The 17,940-nt window shown below is 72.2% G+C and carries 14 protein-coding genes; 10 read left to right on the top strand and 4 right to left on the bottom strand.

Annotated elements, in window-relative coordinates; genetic code table 11:
* The first annotated feature begins 8 nt into the window (after positions 1 to 8).
* Positions 9 to 482 carry a GNAT family N-acetyltransferase gene (locus IEZ08_RS12765; protein ID WP_068927120.1) on the top strand — a complete coding sequence of 158 codons (474 nt, stop codon included), beginning with the start codon at positions 9 to 11 and terminating at the stop codon, positions 480 to 482.
* Here IEZ08_RS12765 and xseA read toward each other — a convergent pair.
* A complete protein-coding gene (gene xseA / locus IEZ08_RS12760; RefSeq protein WP_189242187.1) occupies positions 457 to 1,668 on the bottom strand; it encodes an exodeoxyribonuclease VII large subunit in 1,212 nt (403 codons plus the stop codon). The genes IEZ08_RS12765 and xseA overlap by 26 nt on opposite strands.
* 52 nt (positions 1,669 to 1,720) lie before the next feature.
* On the bottom strand, positions 1,721 to 2,689 hold the full coding sequence (locus IEZ08_RS12755; RefSeq protein ID WP_189242186.1) for a hypothetical protein: 969 nt from the start codon (positions 2,687 to 2,689) through the stop codon (positions 1,721 to 1,723).
* A gap of 109 nt (positions 2,690 to 2,798) precedes the next feature.
* Here IEZ08_RS12755 and IEZ08_RS12750 point away from each other — a divergent pair, with 109 nt between their 5' ends.
* Positions 2,799 to 3,770: a 4-hydroxy-3-methylbut-2-enyl diphosphate reductase gene (locus IEZ08_RS12750; RefSeq protein ID WP_189242185.1), complete on the top strand. Its 972-nt coding sequence runs from the start codon at positions 2,799 to 2,801 to the stop codon at positions 3,768 to 3,770.
* Between the two features lie 44 nt (positions 3,771 to 3,814).
* Here the strand turns inward: IEZ08_RS12750 and IEZ08_RS12745 are convergent, their stop codons facing one another.
* The gene (locus tag IEZ08_RS12745) at positions 3,815 to 4,348 is read right to left on the bottom strand and encodes a DUF6542 domain-containing protein (protein ID WP_068927112.1); all 534 of its coding nucleotides are present in this window, start codon (positions 4,346 to 4,348) and stop codon (positions 3,815 to 3,817) included.
* A 79-nt stretch (positions 4,349 to 4,427) separates the two neighbouring features.
* A complete protein-coding gene (locus IEZ08_RS12740; protein ID WP_176728609.1) occupies positions 4,428 to 5,741 on the bottom strand; it encodes a DNA recombination protein RmuC in 1,314 nt (437 codons plus the stop codon).
* 133 nt (positions 5,742 to 5,874) lie between these two features.
* Between IEZ08_RS12740 and IEZ08_RS12735 the strand changes: the two genes are divergently transcribed.
* The 8 genes from IEZ08_RS12735 to IEZ08_RS12700 all read left to right on the top strand — a co-directional run bounded on the left by IEZ08_RS12735 (position 5,875) and on the right by IEZ08_RS12700 (position 17,938).
* Positions 5,875 to 6,708 carry a hypothetical protein gene (locus tag IEZ08_RS12735; RefSeq protein ID WP_189242184.1) on the top strand — a complete coding sequence of 278 codons (834 nt, stop codon included), beginning with the start codon at positions 5,875 to 5,877 and terminating at the stop codon, positions 6,706 to 6,708.
* Between the two features lie 11 nt (positions 6,709 to 6,719).
* The gene (ychF, locus tag IEZ08_RS12730) at positions 6,720 to 7,808 is read left to right on the top strand and encodes a redox-regulated ATPase YchF (protein ID WP_068927109.1); all 1,089 of its coding nucleotides are present in this window, start codon (positions 6,720 to 6,722) and stop codon (positions 7,806 to 7,808) included.
* Between the two features lie 230 nt (positions 7,809 to 8,038).
* Positions 8,039 to 8,215, top strand: a complete 177-nt coding sequence (locus tag IEZ08_RS12725) for a hypothetical protein (protein ID WP_176728608.1) — start codon at positions 8,039 to 8,041, stop codon at positions 8,213 to 8,215.
* 488 nt (positions 8,216 to 8,703) lie between these two features.
* The gene (locus IEZ08_RS12720) at positions 8,704 to 9,741 is read left to right on the top strand and encodes a conjugal transfer protein (protein WP_189242183.1); all 1,038 of its coding nucleotides are present in this window, start codon (positions 8,704 to 8,706) and stop codon (positions 9,739 to 9,741) included.
* 130 nt (positions 9,742 to 9,871) lie between these two features.
* Positions 9,872 to 10,192, top strand: coding sequence for a hypothetical protein (locus IEZ08_RS12715; protein WP_141704251.1), 321 nt, complete (start codon positions 9,872 to 9,874; stop codon positions 10,190 to 10,192).
* Between the two features lie 48 nt (positions 10,193 to 10,240).
* Positions 10,241 to 12,937 (top strand): TcpE family conjugal transfer membrane protein, encoded by a 2,697-nt coding sequence (locus tag IEZ08_RS40230; protein ID WP_189242182.1) that lies wholly within the window; start codon positions 10,241 to 10,243, stop codon positions 12,935 to 12,937.
* 94 nt (positions 12,938 to 13,031) lie between these two features.
* Positions 13,032 to 15,524 (top strand): ATP-binding protein, encoded by a 2,493-nt coding sequence (locus IEZ08_RS12705; RefSeq protein WP_068927104.1) that lies wholly within the window; start codon positions 13,032 to 13,034, stop codon positions 15,522 to 15,524.
* Positions 15,521 to 17,938: a type IV secretion system protein gene (locus tag IEZ08_RS12700; protein ID WP_189242181.1), complete on the top strand. Its 2,418-nt coding sequence runs from the start codon at positions 15,521 to 15,523 to the stop codon at positions 17,936 to 17,938. Before IEZ08_RS12705 ends, IEZ08_RS12700 begins: the two co-directional genes overlap by 4 nt.
* The last annotated feature ends 2 nt before the right edge of the window (positions 17,939 to 17,940 follow it).

Genomic DNA, 17,940 nt, shown 5'->3' with positions numbered 1-17,940 from the left:
ATGAGGCGATGAGCGTGCGTGACGCGACCCCCGACGACATCCCCGAGCTGGTCCGCCTCCGTCAGATCCTGGCCGACCGCATGGCGCAGGACGGCAGCCTCCCCGTCGAGAGCCGCTGGCAGGAGGCCTACGCCGACAGCCTGAGGGACCGGCTCGGCACCTCCGACACGGCCGTCTACGTGGTCGACGCCCCCGCGGGCGGTCTGGCCGCCTGCGGGGTGGGGCTCATCTTCGACCGTTTCCCCGGGCCGAGCCTGCCCGACGGCAGATACGGCTACATCCAGGGCATGACCACCGACCCCGGCCACCGGCGCCGGGGACACAGCCGGGCCATCATGAGCGCGCTCATGGGGTGGTACCGCGCCAACGACATCCGCAAGGTGGACCTGCACGCCACCTCCGACGGCGAGCCGCTCTACCGGGAGTTCGGCTTCGTCGAGGACGGCTACCCCTCGCTCACGTGGCGGGCTCCTCGCTCCTGACGGTGACCCGGTCGTCGGGGAAGCGGAGGGTGAGCTCCTGGCCGGGAGCGAGTTCGGCGGCGCGCCGTACGACCTCGCCCGAGGGGCGCTGCACGATCGCGTAGCCCCGCTCCAGGGTGGCGGCGGGGGACAGGGCGACCAGGCGGGCGCGCAGGTGGTGCAGGGAGGCCTCGGCCCGGTCCAGGGAGCCGGTGAGCGCGCGCCGGGCCCGGTCCCGCAGCTGCTCGGCCTGCTCGGCACGGCGTTCGATCTCGCGGACCGGGTCGGCGAGGGACGGGCGGGAGCGCACCGCGGCCAGCCAGGCCAGCTCGCGGTCCAGCCAGCCGCCGGCCACCCGGCGGCCCCGGTCGCGGAGCTGGCGGATGAGCGTGAGCTGCTCGCCGACGTCCGGGACGACCTTCTTGGCCGCGTCGGTGGGCGTGGAGGCCCGCACGTCGGCGACCAGGTCGAGCAGCGGGCTGTCCTGTTCGTGGCCGATCGCGCTGACCACCGGGGTACGGCACGCGGCCACCGTCCGGACCAGCGCCTCGTCGGAGAAGGGCAGCAGGTCCTCCATCGACCCGCCGCCCCGCGCGATCACGATCACCTCGATCTCGGGGTCCGCGTCGAGCTTGCGCAGCGCCTCGGTGACCTCGCCCACGGCGTACGGTCCCTGCACGGCGACCTGCTCGACCGCGAACCGCACCGCCGGCCAGCGGCGGCGCGCGTTCTCCAGGACGTCACGCTCGGCCGCGGAGTCGCGGCCGCAGATCAGGCCGATCGTGCCGGGCAGGAACGGCAGGCGGCGCTTGCGGTCGGCGCTGAAGAGGCCTTCCGCGGCGAGCACCTGACGCAGCCGCTCCAGCCGGGCCAGCAGCTCACCGACGCCGACCGGGCGCATCTCCAGCGCGGTGAACGCGAAGGAGCCGCGGTTGACCCAGAAGTCCGGTTTCAGGTTCATGACGACCCGGGCCCCGTCGACGGGGCGGGGGACGGTCGCCTCGTAGACGCCGCGCGGGCAGGTGACCCGGGCGGACATGTTGGCCACCGGGTCACGCAACGTCAGGAACACCGTGCCGCCGCGCGCGGTCAGCTCGGTGATCTGGCCCTCGACCCAGACCGTGCCGAGCTTGCCGATCCAGCCGCCGACCATCTGCAGCACGGTACGGACCGGCAGCGGCTGCTCCGGCGTGGTCTTCGCGCTCATGCGGAAGACCTTACGGAAAAACCTCCGGGAGGACCTTCCGCGCGGGGTGCGGTCACTCGGCGGTTTCGATCTTGGTCAGGCGGTTCTCGTACATCCGCACGACCTCGGGACGGGCCGAGGTGGCCTTCTCGTACTCGATCAGCTCCTTGATCTGCTCGGCGCTCTTGCCGCGCATCCGGGCGCGCAGGGAGGCGACGGTCAGCTCGGCGTAGCCGGGCAGCGGCTCGGCGGGCACGGCCGCGACCCCCGCCTTGACGGCCTCGACCGTCTCGACCGTCTCGACCGTCTCGGTGGCCTCGGCGGTGGTGGCGGCCTTGCGGGTCTTCGCGGCCTTGGGCTTCGCGGCCCCGGCCCCGGCTCCGGCGGCTGCCTTGGGCTTCGCGGTCGCGCTCTTCGGCTTCGCGGTCCCGGCCGTGGTCCTCGCCCTGGTGGTCCTGGGCTTGGCCGGCTTGGTCTCGACGACCTCGACGGCGGCGGCGCCGTTCTGATCCGGCTCGGCGACGTCGACCGCGGCGACCTCGACCTCCACGGCCGGCGGCGTGGCGATCTCGGTGATCGGCTCCGGCGTGGTCCCGGCCGCGACGGGCGCGGCCGGGACGAGCGCGACCGGGGCGGGCCCGGCCTCCGCCTTGACCTCGGCGGCCTCGGGCTCGGCTCCGGTCTTGGTCTCGGCTCCGGTCTTGGCCTTGGCTCCGGTCTTGGCCCCAGGCTCAGTCTTGGTCTCGGGGGCTTCCGGCTTGGTCTCGGCGGCCTCGGCGGGGGCGGTCTTGGGCTTGGCCGGGGCGAAGATGACCGGCTCGCGGCGGGCCGGCTTCTCCTCGGACTTCTCCTCGCTCCCGGCCAGCTGGTCGGCGGCCGTGGTACGGGTCTCGTCGAGCTCCTCGTCGGTGGATCCGGCGCCCTTGATCCGGTTGCGGACGCGGTCACCGAGGAGCAGGGCCTGGCCGACGCCGCTGAGGGCGGCCTGCAGCATCTGGAGCGGCAGGTCCTTCGCCTTACGGAAGAGATCGGGGACTGACATTTCGTCTCCCTGGGAGGTCTGGTTGGACATATTGTCTAGCAAGATGACGCCTTGCGAGGTCAAGGGGCGCATGGGCAGTCCCCATGGGCACTCCACGTAGCATAAGAACATGACTTCAGAGACCCGCGCGACCCGTCGCGTACTTGTGGCGAAGCCCCGCGGTTACTGCGCGGGAGTCGACCGTGCGGTCCAGGCGGTCGAGAAGGCCCTGGAACGGTACGGCGCTCCGATCTACGTCCGCAAGCAGATCGTTCACAACACCCACGTGGTGAAGACGCTGGAGGAGCGCGGGGCGATCTTCGTCGAGGAGACGGAGCAGGTCCCCGAGGGCGCCATCGTGGTCTTCTCGGCGCACGGAGTCTCCCCGGCCGTCCACCAGGAGGCCGCCCAGCGCCGCCTGAAGACGATCGACGCGACCTGCCCCCTGGTCACCAAGGTGCACAACGAGGCCAAGCGCTTCGCCTCCCAGGACTACGACATCCTCCTGATCGGTCACGAGGGCCACGAGGAGGTCGAGGGCACCGCGGGCGAGGCCCCCGACCACATCCAGCTCGTGGACGGCCTCGACTCGGTCGACTCCGTACAGGTGAAGGACCCCGATCGGCTGGTGTGGCTGTCGCAGACCACCCTGTCGGTGGACGAGACGATCGAGACGGTCTCCCGGCTCAAGGAGCGTTTCCCCAACCTCCTCGACCCGCCGAGCGACGACATCTGCTACGCCACCCAGAACCGCCAGGTCGCGGTGAAGGAGATCGCCGCGGAGGCCCAGCTGGTCATCGTCGTCGGCTCGGAGAACTCCTCCAACTCCAAGCGCCTGGTCGAGGTCGCCCTCGACCACGGGGCCGACGCCTCCTACCTGGTCGACAACGCCTCCTTCATCAAGGACGAATGGCTCGACGGCGTCACCACCGTCGGCGTGACGAGCGGTGCCTCGGTCCCCGACGAGCTGGTCGCCGGAGTCCTGGCCCGGCTCGCCGAGCACGGTTTCGACGACGTCGAGGAAGTCCACTCCGTCGAGGAGAACGTGCGTTTCGCCCTCCCGCACGAGCTCCGCAAGGACCTGCGGGCCGCGACCGTCTGAGGACCGCGACCGTCTGAGGACCGAGAACCTCCCCGGGAGCCGCGTCACGGCTCCCGGGGAGTGCCGTACACCCGGGGCTCGAAGTATCCCTCCGGCTCGGGGACGAAGCCCTTGTCGCCGCCGGTCCGCGGGCGAGGGATGTCGGGGGCGCTGGCGCGGATCTCCTCCCGCAGGTCGCGGACGCACCGGGCCAGGCCGCGCCGCCAGGCGACGAGAAGGACCAGCGCCGAGCCGACGAACAGCCACGGGGCCCCGCCGGACAGCGCGGTGAACATGCCGAGGCCGAAAGCCTGGACCGGGGAGGGCGCGGTCAGGGAGCGGATCGCCTCGGAGATCAGCACGGCCGAGAAGAAGACCAGGGGCGGGGAGACCACCATCGAGAGCAGGTCGCGCGGGTTGACCAGCGCCACCGCGACCGCGCACCCGCCCAGGAACGCCAGGCCGACCGCGGCGGGCAGCCCGAACAGCGTGTTCAGAAGGCTTCCCAGCAGGGTGAGCGTCAGCACGGACGCCACCGCGCCCCGTGCGGTCAGCCGGATGCCGGAGGCCCGGTCCCGCTCACTGTTGCGCCCGTTCATGCGATCACCTCGCCCATCGCCCCCTCACACCACCCCGCGGTTTCCAGTGTCCGGCTCCCCCCGGTTTCAGGAAACACCCTCAAGGCAGGTCGTTGGCCAACTTACCGTTCAACCGGGAGATGAGGGACGAGCTTGACTCTTCTTCTCCCACCAGTTCCGGTGAGGTGAGGGTGCGCGGCAGGTCCTCGACCGCGGCGGGAGCGTCCAGGTCGGTCTCGACCAGGCCCAGGTCGTTGAGCTTCCGGGCGCTCACCAGGACCCGGGTCTCCAGGGAGCCGACGGTGCGGTTGTAGGCGTCCACGGCCCTGCTCAGCGAGCGGCCCACGGCGTCCATGTTCCGTCCCATGCTGCCCAGCCGCTCGTAGAGCTCCTTGCCCAGTTCGAAGACCGCGCGGGCGTTCTCGCTGAGCGCGGCCTGCTGCCAGGCGTAGTGCGCGGTGCGGAGCATGGTGATCAGCGTGGTCGGGGTGGCGATGTGGACCCGGCGGCGCATGGCGTGCTCCAGCAGGCCGGGATCGTGCTCCAGCGCCGGGGCGAGGAACGCCTCGCCCGGGATGAACAGCACGACGAACTCCGGCGCGGGGTTGAACGCCTGCCAGTAGGTCTTCGCGGCCAGCCGGTCCACGTGCTCGCGCACGTGCCGGGCATGGTCACCGAGCCGGGAGGAGCGGTGGTCGGGGTCGGCGGACTCCGCGGCCTCCAGATAGGCGGCCAGGGAGACCTTGGAGTCGACCACGATGTTCTTGCCGCCCGCGAGCCGTACCACCATGTCGGGGCGGAGCACGCCGTCGGCGGTGGACGCGCTCGCCTGCTCGTCGAAGTCGCAGAAGCGCTGCATGCCGGCGATCTCGGCGACCCTGCGCAGCTGGATCTCCCCCCACCGGCCCTGGGCGTCGGGCCGCTGCAGGGCCCGGACGAGGGCGGTCGTCTGCGCGCGCAGCCGGTCGTTGCTCTCCCGCACGATGTCGATGTGCCGGGTCAGCTCGGCGTGGGCGGCCCGCTGACCCGCCTGGGTGTCGCGCAGCTGGGCCTCCACCCGGGCCAGGGTGTCCTTCAGCGGCTCGATCAGATGCTCGACGGCCTGCTTGCGCTGCTCCAGCTCCCCGGCCGCCTCGGCGCGGCTCGCGGCCAGCCGGCCCTCGGCCAGTTCCAGGAAGCGCAGGTTGTTGACGTCGAGCGCGCGGGCCGACAGGGCCTGGAACCGGTCGGCGAGCTGCCCCTCGATGTAGGCGGCCTTCTCCTCGGCCGCCCTGGCGCGCGCCTCGGCCTCCGCCAGGCGGGTGGCGACGTCCGCGGCACCGGTGGAGGCGCGCGCCCGGCCGAGCAGGAACCCGATCGCGAGTCCCGCGGCGAGTCCCACGGCGAGCTGGAAGGCGAGTGCCATGACGTCCATTCACCGCATGATCCCAGGATCGACGGCTTCCAGCCGCGCGACACGCCTTCGGCAACGACCGGTCAATCCACTTGCGCACCGGCAATCTGTCACTCAAAGTTTCATAGTGAACACGGAAAGTGGGGGATCGTCTGTGGGTGCACGCGGGTGGGGCACGAAGATGGCGCCGGCGCTGGGGGTGACCGTCGCCGCGATGGTGGTGGTGATCACCGCGACGGGCGTGCTCGTCGCCGGACGCGCGAGCCCGGAGCCGGGAGCGGCCCGGGCGGCGGCGGCCACGGTGCGGTTCGCCTGGGAGCGGGGTGCCTGCGTCGCGCGGGAGAACGACAGATACGAGCTGGCCGCCTGCGAGGACGCCGACGGGAGGGTGATCTCCATGGCCGACGCGGAGGCGGCGGGCTGCCCCGTGGAGACCGACGAACTGGTCAGGATCAGGCCCCTGCCGGGCGCGGGCGCGGCGGACGCCCAGGCGGTCCTGCGCAGCCCTCAGCCGAGCCGTACGGCATGCGTGCGCACCCTCCGGCCGCCGCACGCCGGAGAGCCGGGCGGCGGTGGCGGGATGCTGCGCCCCGGTGACTGCCTGGCGCTGCGCGGAGGAGAGCGGCCCTGTTCCGAGCCCGGCTGGTACGGCAAGGTGCTGGCGGTGGTGGACCGGGCGGCGGCGTGCCCGGCGCGTGCGCTCGACGCGCTGGTCGTCGGTGAGCGGGAGGTCGCGTGCCTGGCCGGGGGCGGCCGGATACTCCGGGTGGGCGACTGCGTGACCCGGCCCGCGGGTCGTCTGGTGAGCCGCGAAGCGCTCGTCAGGACGCCGTGCGACTCGGCCGGCGCCTGGGCGCGGGTGACCGCCAGAGCCGCCACCCGGGGCCGCTGTCCCGAGCTCTCGGACCGCTACCTGCGGGTCCGGGAACCCGGCGTCCAGCGTCCGGTCACGTGCCTGCGGCGGACAGCACTTCGCGGTTCCCCGTAAACTCGGGTCACGTGAGCCTGAGCATCGGCATCGTCGGATTGCCCAACGTCGGTAAGTCCACGCTTTTCAACGCGCTGACCAAGACCGCCAACGCCCTGGCGGCGAACTATCCGTTCGCCACCATCGAGCCCAACGTGGGCATCGTCGGTGTGCCCGACGCGCGCCTGGAGAAGCTGGCCGAGATCTTCGGCTCCGCCAAGATCATCCCGGCGAAGGTGGAGTTCGTCGACATCGCCGGCCTGGTCAGGGGCGCCTCCGAGGGGCAGGGGCGGGGCAACCAGTTCCTCGCCAACATCCGCGAGACCGACGCGATCTGCCAGGTGATCCGGGTCTTCAGCGACCCGGACGTGACCCACGTGGACGGCGCGGTCGCCCCGGAGCGCGACATCGAGACGATCAACACCGAGCTGATCCTCGCCGACCTGCAGACGCTGGAGAAGGCGATTCCGCGCCTGCAGAAGGAGTCCAGGACCAACAAGGACCGCAAGGCCGCGCTGGACGCCGCCGAGGCGGCGTCCAAGCTCCTCGACGGCGGCACGACCCTGTACGCCGGGGCCAAGAGTGCCGGCATCGACCTGGCGGACCTGCGCGAGCTGCACCTGCTGACCGCCAAGCCCTTCCTGTACGTCTTCAACCTCGACGCCGACGAGCTGGTCGACGAGGAGCTGCGGGCCCGGTTGTCGGGACTGGTGGCCCCGGCCGAGGCCGTCTTCCTCGACGCCAAGATCGAGTCTGAGCTGGTGGAGCTCTCCGACGAGGAGGCGCTGGAGCTGCTGCAGTCCGTGGGCCAGGAGGAGTCCGGCCTGTCCCAGCTCGCCCGGGTGGGCTTCGAGACGCTCGGCCTGCAGACCTACCTGACGGCCGGTCCGAAGGAGACGCGGGCCTGGACGATCCGCAAGGGCGCGACCGCCCCCGAGGCGGCTGGGGTCATCCACACCGACTTCCAGCGCGGCTTCATCAAGGCCGAGGTCGTCTCCTTCGACGACCTGGTGGAGGCGGGTTCCATCGCCGCCGCCCGGCAGGCGGGCAAGGCCCGCATCGAGGGCAAGGACTACGTGATGCGCGACGGTGACGTCGTGGAGTTCCGCTTCAACGTGTAGTCCCACGAGGGTATGACCCTCCCCCGGAGGGTGCGCCCCGCCCCCACGAGGGTGTGGCCGGTCCCGCAGGGTGTGGCCCCGCACGCTCTCACCATGGCGGACACCCCTCCGGTGCGGAGTGTCCGCCGTGCCGGAGACAGCGGCTGCCGATGTCCCCGCGGGGGGACATCGGCATTCCCCGTCCCCGGGTTCTCTGGACATCCGGGGGGACGGTGGCGCACGCTGCGAATATGACCTCGCACAGACGTGAGACCCCTGAGCCGCCCGATCCGCGCGAGACGGGCGGCCCGTTGCTCCGGGTGCTGGAGGAGATGGACCCCGGTCTGGCGCGGAAGCTGCTCGGCGCGCGGATGCCCCGCGCGTGGACGTTCCAGCCGTGCACGGGCTTCGACCCGTCCGACGACTGACCCGTGTGCCTCCGGCGACCCCGTGCCGCCCTTCACCGGTCCCCGTGCCGTTCTCCGCGCCGGTCCCCGCGCAGCTCTCCGGGTCGGTCCGGGCCGGCTCGGGTCGGCCCGGCATGACAGGTCCTCATCCGTGGGCCTGGTGGAGGCATCGCGTTGTGACGCTCCGTCACGTCTCCCGGGCTGACCCTCTTCTAAAGGCGCAGGTCGCGACACTCCCGGCGCCCTATGGATAGCAATGGGTGGCTTTTCGGTAACCAACGCCTGCGCTGGCCAGGGGTGATGTGCTCCTTTCGTCCCTCTCGAGGGGGTAACTGCTCTCGCCCGGTCTCAGATCCGGTTTGCTCAGTGAGGGCGATGCCTGCAGCATGGGCGTGGTTTTCCTGGAAGAATCAGCTGAGCGGTTAGGGTAATTGCCTCGCCATGACTAATGGGATCGGGAGTAATACGACACCGCGCCAGCCGGGGGAATCGGCGCGAGCGGAGGCGTGATGGCTCGAAGGTCGGCGGTCCAGCGGGATCCTCGGATCTCCGATGACCCAGAGCTTTCGGCATACCCGGATGCGTTCGACGATCCCGGGCCCCGGAGCGCCCCGGCGCGCGGGCGGCGCGTGCCGCGCCGCGGCGGCTGGTCCGGAGGGGGTGGTCGCTGGCTGGTGTGGGTCGGTCGCGCCGTCCTCTGGGCGTTAATTGTGGTCATCGTGGTGAATGGGGTCCGTGCACCTTTTGAGAGGTTTACTCGGCAAGGGGCGACCGGCCAGAATGCTCCCGCCCCCGCCGACCAGGGATTCCCCAGAACCCAGGCCACCTCTTTCGCCAGCCAGTTCGCCGCCGTCTACCTGAATTTCGACGCGGTGCGCGCTTCCGAACGGGCCGGTCGGCTGGCGCCCTTCCTGCCCGACGGCGCCGAGCCGCAGTTCGGCTGGGACGGGCTCGGGAGGATGAGCGCCGGGGCCATCCAGCCGTACGACGTGCAGGCCGAGGACGCGCAGAACGCCGTGGTGACCCTGATGTTCCAGGCGGGCAACCGCCGCCAGCTGCTCTCCGTACCGGTCTTCTACGACAGTGAGACGGAGCGGTTCGTGGTCTCCGGGCGGCCGGGCATCCTGCCCGCCCCGGCCTCGGCGGCCCTGCCCGCCGAGGGTGAGCCCCAGCGGGACGCGACCGCCGAGCAGGAGCTCCGTACGTCCATGGCCAACTTCTTCAAGGCCTACGCCGCCAGCGATACCGCCTCCCTGCAGCAGTACGCCGCGGCCGGCGTCACCCTGGAGGGGTTCGGGGGCGCGTTCACCTTCGTGGAGCTCAAGGACCTCGTCGTGCCCCTCGACAGCGGGGCCTCCCGGAAGGTGACCGCCACGGTCGTGTGGGGCGTGCCCGGAGACGGGTCTCCGACCGCGGACTCCACCTCGGGAGGAGACCCGGGTGAAATGAACGGGAAGCTGGAGCAGTCCTACCTTCTCACCGTGGTCAAACAGGGCGACAAGTGGTTCGTCGAGAGCATCGGCGGCGCCGGACGGTCCGTGGGGTGACGCATGATCGAACGGTGCCGGTCCACAGTGAACAGAGCCCCCCTGGCCGGCGAGCCGGTGGCGAGGCGGTCCGCGTGTCGCGGGCTCGTCGCCGCCCGGCGCGCGCGGTCGTGAGCACGGAGGACGAGACGTGACCCTGAAGACCATCCTGCTGAGCGTGATCGACATGAGTGCGATCGATCTCGCCCAGCAGCCGACCGGCCAGCCGACCGCCCCACCGGCCGGCGTGAACACCGAGGGCCTGGCTGACTTCCTCCGCCGGTTCTTCGCCCCGCTCTTCCTCGTCATCGTCTCCGTGGTGGCGCTGTTCTTCCTGTTCACCCGCGAGATCACCAGGTTCGTGCAGTTCATCATCCTGGCCATCGCCATCGGAGTGATCTTCTACGTGCCCAACATCATCGAGGTGACGGCCAAGGCGATCGCCGGCGCCCTGGGGATTACGGGAGGCTGAGCGCGCACCTGAAGGCACGGGACGGCGAGCGGTGGAGAGGAGGAACGGGTGGACCTGCCCACATATACCAATATCTGGCGGATTGAGAAGCGGCTCTACAAGCTGTACGACCTACGGCTGCCGATGCCGCTTCCGATTGTCTGGATCGGTGTGTTCGTGGGTGTGATGGCGCCGTGGTCGTTGCTGCTGTGGCTGGTCGGCGTGGACTTCGGGCCGCCCTGGCACGTGGTCTACCTGGTGCCGCCTGGAGTGGTGACCTGGCTCTCCACCCGGCCGGTGATCGAGAACAAGCGGCTCACCGAGCTGCTCCAGTCACAGGTGCGTTACCTGGGCGAGCCGCGGACCTGGTGCCGGATGGCCCCGGCGGCGGAGCCCGCCGAGATCACCCTGACCGGCCGGGTCTGGCGGGCGGCTCCCCAGCAGGCCGCTCCGGTCCGCGTCAAGACCGCCCGCAAGGCCCGCCACGCACAGCCCAAGCGGGTCGCCGCACCGTCCCGGGCGGTCCGCCCCGCGGTGGCGGCGGCCGCGGCCGCCGCGGCGGGGGCTCCGGTCACGCGCGACCGCGTTGTCTGGGGATCGGCCTACGCCCCCCGCAGGGGCACCGCCCCCGCTCTCGGCCAGGCGGTCGCGGCCTCCGCGGAATCTCCGGCCGTCATCCGGGAGAGGCCGCCGGCCTCCCTCCCCGAGAGGCCTCAGACCGGGATCCCGGAGAGGCCGCCGGTACGGTTCCACGAGACGCCCCCGGCCGGGACCCCGGACAGACCGCTCACCGTGGTTCCCGAGACCCCCCTGACGGCGGCCTCCGAGCCGCCCTCGCCGCTCCCGGCTGATCCGGCCCCGGCCGTCCCGGTGACCGCCCCAGACACCTCCGTCGAGCCCGAGCCCGAGCCCGCCGAGTCCAGGCCAGACGGACCCGAGCCCGCCGAGTCCACACTCACCGCGCCCGAGTCCGCCGAGCCTGCCGAGCCCGCTTCCTCCGTCACGCCCGTCCCTTCCACGCCCGCCACGACCCGCCCGGCCAAGCGGGCACCGGCCGGGCGGGCCACCCCGGTCGACACCGAGGCGCTCCGCCGCCTGCGCAAGCTGGCCGCCGCCACCGGCCCCGACCGGTTCTCGCCGCCTCCCAGCCCGCCTTCGCCTCCGGCTCAGGTGCCCGGAGTCACCCCGGACGGTGGGGGTGGCGTGCCCGTCGTGCCGGAGAGGACCCGGGCCGCCGCGGCACAGGGCGTGAGTGAGTCGTCGGTCGCCTCGCAATCGGAGAGGACATCCGCAGCGGATATCGGCCGGGCCGCCGCGACACACGGCGCGAGTGAGTCGTCGGTGGCTTCTCAACGGGAGAGGACATCCGCAGCGGATGGCGGCCGGGCCGCGGTACAGGGCGTGAGTGAGACTCGTGCGGCCTCCCGGCAGCAGGAGACATCCGTTGTGGAGGACGGGGGACGGGGCGCCGTGCCGCGTGAGACGTCCGCAGGGAAGGACGCCGGGAAGACGGAGCGGGCGTCTGTCCGGCGGCCGGCCGTACCGGATCCGGGTGAGTCCCACGCCGCCGAGGCGCGGACGGAGACGGACGAGAGCATCCTGGCCCAGCACCGGAAGGGGCAGCCCCCCACCGGTGGAGAGCGGAAGGTGTGGCCGCCGGCACGGCCGGGACTCGCGCCGGGCAACCCCATGAATCCAGGAAACCCGGCGAACCCGGCGAATTCGGGGAACCCGGTGAACGTGTCGATCCGGGCCGTGCCCCGCGACGCCTCACCGGCCGACGTGCCGGTGCCCGGGCCGGGGCAGGGGCAGGGGCAGGGGCAGGGCGAGACCAGGGTCCGCCGGGTGGAGTCGGTCGTCGGCCGGGACTCCGAGGGAGGATGGCGGCGCCTGGCCCAGGTGGTGATGGGGCCGGGAGGGGGCCGTACGGACGGGTCCGAGGTCGACGAGGCGCGGGCCAGGGGGGTCTTCAGCGGCAGCCGCAGGGTGGTGGTGCTGGGGTGCACCGGTGGCGCGGGTCAGACCACGACGGCGCTCATGCTCGGCCACACCCTGGCCCGCTACCGTGAGGACCGGGTGCTCGCGGTCGACGCCGGCACCGGGGCCCACGCCCTGTCCTCCCGGATCCAGGGGGAGTCGCCCGAGACGCTGAGCTCCCTGCTGGCCGGGCTGGACCGCGTCCACGGCTACCTGGGCATGCGCGCCTACACCAGCCGCTGCGCCTCCGGTCTGGAGGTCCTGGCGGGCGACGCCGACGCGGGCGCCGAGCAGCGGATGGCCGATCGCGCGCTCTTCTCCGACCGGCGGCTCGGCCGGGCCATGGACCTGCTGGACGAGCACTACAAGCTGATCATCATGGACCCCGCGGCGGCGCTGGCCGCGCGGGTCCTGCCCCACGCCGACCAGCTGGTCCTGGTCGTCCCCGCCAGCGAGGACGGGCCCGACGCCGTCGCGATGACGTACGAGTGGCTCGACGGCCACGGCTGCGCGGACCTCCGCCGGCGGGCGGTCATGGTCGTCAACGGCGTGAGCCGCCGGAGCATGAACGACGTGGAGCAGGCCGAGGCGGTCGCGCGCGGCAGGTGCCGGGCGATCGTCCGGGTGCCCTGGGAGGACGAACTGGCTCCCGGGAGGTCCGACCGGGTGGAGCCGTCCCACCTGCGGGCGCCGGGACGCCGCGCCTACCTCGCGCTGGCCGGTGTGGTGGTGGCCGGCTTCGGAGCGGCACGGACGGCACGCATGAGCGAGGAGGAAGTGGCCCAGTGATCCCCCGGGGCGCGAGAGAACACGGAGGGCCTGTGGACGAGCGAGCCGATGAGCACGGCGGCCGGAGGTTCACGCGGCCGGCGGAGGAGGGCGCATGAGCCGCGGGTCGAGGGCGCGCAGCCGCCTCGCCGTCCGGTACTTCGACGACCGGATCCTGCTGACCGACTCGTCGGCATGGGCCTACTTCCGGCTGCCGACCGTGAGCTACGAGTTCGTCACGCCCGAGGAGCGGGAGGCGCTGGCCACCAACATCACGATCGCGCTCGCCGCGATCAGGATGCCGGACGCCGAGGTCCACCTGCGGGTGGCGCACCGCACCTACCCGGCGGCGGAGTGGGCGATGGCGCTCAACGCCACCTCCGACGAGGGTCCGGGCTGGCGTGACTACCTGGAGGAGATGTACCGCCACGTCTGGGCCAAGGACTTCTGGACCAAGGAGGTCTACCTCGGCGTACGGCTCGGCCCGCGCGGAGTGCAGCTGGGCACTGGGGTGTTCGCCCAGCTCTTCGGCTTCTACCAGCGCAGCGAGAAGGCCCTGGGAATCGAGGACGACCAGATCCCCAAGGCGGAGATCACCCGGTGGACCGACTCGGCCGAGCGGCTCGGGAGGGCGCTGGGGACCAGCGCCCTCTATGCCCGGCACGCCACCTCCACCGAGATCGCCTGGCTGTTCCAGCACGCCGCGACGGGTTCTCTCGGCGACCCGCCCGCCTCGGCCAGCCCGAAGCGGCGGTGGGGTCAGGGGGAGATCGAGTCCCTGGTCGAGGGGCAGATCCACAACGGCAGGTCGCTGCTGCGGATCGAGCAGCCGCACGGCGACTCCTACGTCGCGCACCTGTCGTTCGCCCGCTTCCCCGATCTGATGCCCTTCCCCGACGGCGAACCGTGGATGCACTACGCCGACCAGCTGCCCTTCCCGGTCGAGATCAGCTCCAGGATGCGGCTGATCCCCCCGGTCAAGGCCAGCAAGGACGTCGCGCGCAAGCTGGCGCACGCCCGGGACATGGACATCCACATCCGGGAGGCCGGAGCGGAGGCGCCGCTGGCCCTGGCCGAGCAGATCGACGCCGCCCGGATGCTGGAGCACGGCATCACCAAGGAACGCCTGCCGTTCGTGTACGGCTGGCACCGGCTGATCGTCTCCGCGCCGACCGAGGAGATCTGCGTGCAGCGGGTCGAGGCGGTCGCGGAGCACTACCGCGACATGGGCATCGACATCGTCAACTCCACCGGTGACCAGTTCTCGCTGTTCTGCGAGGCGCTGCCGGGGGAGCGGGTGCGGGTCAACGCCTACGCCCAGCGGCAGCCGCTGCGGACCATCGCGGGCGGCATGGCCACGGCCACGGTCGATCTCGGCGACCGCGAGGACGAGACGAACGCCGGCTGGGCGGGGCCGTACATCGGGGAGACCCTGGGCCGGGCCCGCAGCATCGTGCACTTCGACCCGCTGGTGGCGGCGGCCCGCAACCGGCCGACGGCCATCGCGATCACCGGTGAGCCGGGCGGCGGCAAGACGACCCTGGCGCTGCTGATGATCTACCAGATGGCGATGCGCGGGGTCACGGTGGCGGTGATCGACCCCAAGGGCGACGCGGAGTCCCTGGTCCGGCTCCTGCAGGAGCGGGGCAGGAAGGCGCGGATCATCCCGCTCGGTTCGGCGGCGCCCGGGCTGCTCGACCCGTTCTCCTTCGGCGACGACCTCGCGGCTAAAAAAACGATGGCCACCGAGACGCTGCGGCTGCTGCTGCCGCGCATGTCGGAGGAGCGCGAGTCGGCGATGATCCAGGCGGTCGCGGCGGTGTCCAACGGCGACGACCCGTCGCTGGGCAAGGTCGTCGACTACCTGGAGCAGGCCGAGGACGCCGCCTCCAAGAACCTGGGCGCGGTGCTGCGCTCGATGTCGGAGATGCACCTGGCCCGGCTCTGCTTCGACCCCTCCGGCGGCGACCAGATCGACACCGAGGGCTGGACCACGGTCTTCACCCTCGGCGGGCTGACCCTGCCGGACGCCGTCACCGGCCGGGACGACTACTCCTACGAGCAGCGCCTGTCGGTGGCGCTGCTCTACCTGGTCGCCCAGTTCGCGCGGGGCCTGATGAACGGCCTCGACCGGCGGACCCCCAAGGCGATCTTCCTGGACGAGGCGTGGGCCATCACCTCCACGCCGGAGGGCGCCAAGCTGGTGCCCGAGGTGAGCCGGATGGGCCGCTCGCGCAACACCGCGCTCGTCCTGGTCTCGCAGAACGCCGGCGACCTGCTGAACGAGCAGGTGACGAACTGCCTGTCGTCGGTGTTCGCCTTCCGTTCCACCGAACGGGTCGAGGTGGAGCACGTGATGGCGCTGCTCGGGGTGGATCCGTCCGAAGAGCACAAGGCGGTGCTGCGTTCACTGGGCAACGGTGAGTGCATCTTCCGCGATCTGGACGGCCGTGCGGGCCGTATCGGGGTGGATCTGATCTCCGGCGAGCTGCTGCGCTGGCTCGACACGAACCCCACCCATGAGAAACCCGACGAGAACGTGCATGATCTTTCCGGGGGCGACAGAGTCGGCAGGCCGGGGGCGACGACGCTGGAGGTGCGTTCATGAAAGGCTCCGCCCAGGGGCTGAGGCGTCTCCTCGGGAGACGTGTTGCCGGGAGGCGGTGGCGGCCGGGCAGGCGGATCGCCGTCGCGCTCGTGGCGTTCACGGCGTTCACGGCCCTGCCGCTGGTGTTCCCCACGGGCGGCTCCATCGCCGCCGCGGCCCCGTGCGACCTCTCCCCGGACCTGGCGCCCGAGGTCGTCGGCGCGGGCGTGGACGGCCTGGTCAAACCTCCGCCTCCGGAGGGTGCGGCGGCGCAGGCCCCGGCGGTCCGGACGAACTACGGCACCTACGGCATGAGCGGCCTGTTCTGGCACACCCACGAGCTCGGCTGTGACGACGTCGCCGCGGTGCTCGGCAACGCCTGGGCCAACACGGTCTTCTCCTGGGCCAAGGCGCTGGACCGGCTGACCATCACGACCTACCAGGCCGCGACGACCGAGGGCCCGCTGGAGTCGATCAAGAACGTCGTCGACGACATCGTGCAGCGGCTCTCCGAGGCGATGTACTGGCCGTTCCTGCGGCCGATCGTGATCCTCGGAGCCATCTGGCTGGCGTGGTACGGCCTCATCCGCAAGCGCGCGACCACGACCGCCGAGGGCGTCATCTGGATGGTCCTGGCGGTCACCGTCGCGGTCTGGTTCTTCAGCCGCCCCGGCGACCTCACGGGACTGGGCAAGGTCGTCACCGACAAGACGGGCGAGGTCGTCAACTCCGCCTTCTCCGGCCTGCCCGGCGCGGGCGGGGCCTCCTGCATGCCCGCCAAGGGCGAGACCAGCCCGCAGGCGATGACCGGAGGGTACGGCCAGAGCGGCACCCCGGCGGTGGAGCAGAACGCCGACGCGCTGTGGTCCACGCTGGTCTGCAAGCCGTGGCTGATGGGCCAGTTCGGCACCGCCGACGCCGGCGCCCCGGTGGTGGCCAAGTTCGGTCCCGAACTGCTGAACATCCAGGCGATCGACGCGGCCGAGCAGCAGGCGGCGCAGACCCCCGACAGCAGCGCCCACCAGGCCCGCTACGAGGAGGACGTCGCCCAGTACCTGAAGACCACCCCGATCTACTTCCTCTTCCAGGGCAAGGACTGGACGAGCCGGCTGGGCATCGCGATCGGCGCGCTCATGGCCGCGATGGTCGCCGGGGTGCTGATCTTCCTGGTGGCGGTGTCGCTCCTGGCGCTCAAGATCGGCTTCCTGCTGCTGCTGATCCTCGCGCCGGTCTTCCTGCTGATCGGCGTGCATCCGGGTTCGGGGCGGATCATCGCGATGCGCTGGGTGGAGATGCTGATCGGCACGCTGCTGCGGCAGGCGGTGCTCGCCCTGGTGCTGAGCGTGCTGGTGTACGGCTACGCGCTGATCATCTCCACCGCCATGCCGTGGGGCATGCAGGTCATGTTCATGGCGCTGCTGACGATCGCGGTCTTCTTCTACCGGCGGCCGTTCCAGCACCTGTTCGCCTCGATGGACGGGCACACGTTCACCACCCGCATGCTGGGCGAGGCCGCCTCCGCACCGACCCTGCAGCGCGCCGCGGGCGTGCTGCCGCCGGTCGCCGCCGCGCGGGCGGGCCGGTGGGGCATGCGCAAGGCGGAGCCCATGCTGAAGGCCGCGGCGCTCGCCGGCGGGGCGTCCGCCGGGGCGGCGGCCGCCGTCGCCCAGGGCAGGGTCCGGGGCGAGGAGGGCGGCCCGGCGGGCACGCCGTCGGGCACCCGGGTCCCGGTCGCCGCGCAGCCCGCGCCGCTGGACACCGACACCCCGGCGGGCGGGCGGCGCAAGAACACGGGCCGTCCGGTCACCGCCCCGCGCACCGGCGCGGCGCCGCCCCTCAACCTCTCCGGGAACCGTACGGCGGGCGGATCAGCCGGCCGTACGGCGGGAACCGTGCCCCCGGCCAGGACGGGGGGCTCGGCCTCCACCGGCACGGGCGGGTCCGGCAGCTGGTTCGGCGGCCGGTCCGGCGGAGGCTGGTCCTCTCCGTCCCGCTCCGGCGGGTCCGCCCCGGCGGCGCCCTCCGGCGGGGCTCGGAGCTCGCGGAGCTCGGGCGGTTCGGGCGGTTCGGGCGGTTCGGGCGGGAGCATCTTCGGCGGTGGCGGCTCGCGCGGCTCGTCCGGCGGCGGTTCTTCGAGCGGTTCCTCAGGCTCCTCGGGCTCGCGGAGCTCGGGGGGCAGCATCTTCGGCGGCGGTTCGCGCGATTCGTCCGGGTCGCGAAGTTCACGGAGCTCGGGCGGGAGCATCTTCGGCGGCGGTGGCTCGCGCGGCTCGTCGGGCAGCGGTTCGCCGGGGGGCGCTCCGGCCGGTGGCTCCGGGCGATCGGGCCGGTCCTCCGAGGCGCCCCCGCTCTGGCTGACCAGCCGGTCCGCCCGGCAGGCCGATGAGGCGCCGGTGCCGTTCTGGCTCCGCCCGTCCGACCCCGGCAAGGACTGACC

Source organism: Planobispora rosea, from assembly GCF_014648175.1.
Lineage (GTDB): Bacteria > Actinomycetota > Actinomycetes > Streptosporangiales > Streptosporangiaceae > Planobispora > Planobispora rosea.
Note: the sequence above shows the minus strand (reverse complement) of the source record. Positions and strands in the feature narration are given on the sequence as shown.

Bases quoted from the DNA above. Each gene is read 5' to 3' on its own strand.
- IEZ08_RS12765 (WP_068927120.1), top strand. From the start codon at position 9: ATGAGCGTGCGTGACGCGACCCCCGACGACATCCCCGAGCTGGTCCGC.
- xseA (WP_189242187.1), bottom strand. From the start codon at position 1,668: ATGAGCGCGAAGACCACGCCGGAGCAGCCGCTGCCGGTCCGTACCGTG.
- IEZ08_RS12755 (WP_189242186.1), bottom strand. From the start codon at position 2,689: ATGTCAGTCCCCGATCTCTTCCGTAAGGCGAAGGACCTGCCGCTCCAG.
- IEZ08_RS12750 (WP_189242185.1), top strand. From the start codon at position 2,799: ATGACTTCAGAGACCCGCGCGACCCGTCGCGTACTTGTGGCGAAGCCC.
- IEZ08_RS12745 (WP_068927112.1), bottom strand. From the start codon at position 4,348: ATGAACGGGCGCAACAGTGAGCGGGACCGGGCCTCCGGCATCCGGCTG.
- IEZ08_RS12740 (WP_176728609.1), bottom strand. From the start codon at position 5,741: ATGGACGTCATGGCACTCGCCTTCCAGCTCGCCGTGGGACTCGCCGCG.
- IEZ08_RS12725 (WP_176728608.1), top strand. From the start codon at position 8,039: ATGACCTCGCACAGACGTGAGACCCCTGAGCCGCCCGATCCGCGCGAG.
- IEZ08_RS12720 (WP_189242183.1), top strand. From the start codon at position 8,704: ATGGCTCGAAGGTCGGCGGTCCAGCGGGATCCTCGGATCTCCGATGAC.
- IEZ08_RS12705 (WP_068927104.1), top strand. From the start codon at position 13,032: ATGAGCCGCGGGTCGAGGGCGCGCAGCCGCCTCGCCGTCCGGTACTTC.
- IEZ08_RS12700 (WP_189242181.1), top strand. From the start codon at position 15,521: ATGAAAGGCTCCGCCCAGGGGCTGAGGCGTCTCCTCGGGAGACGTGTT.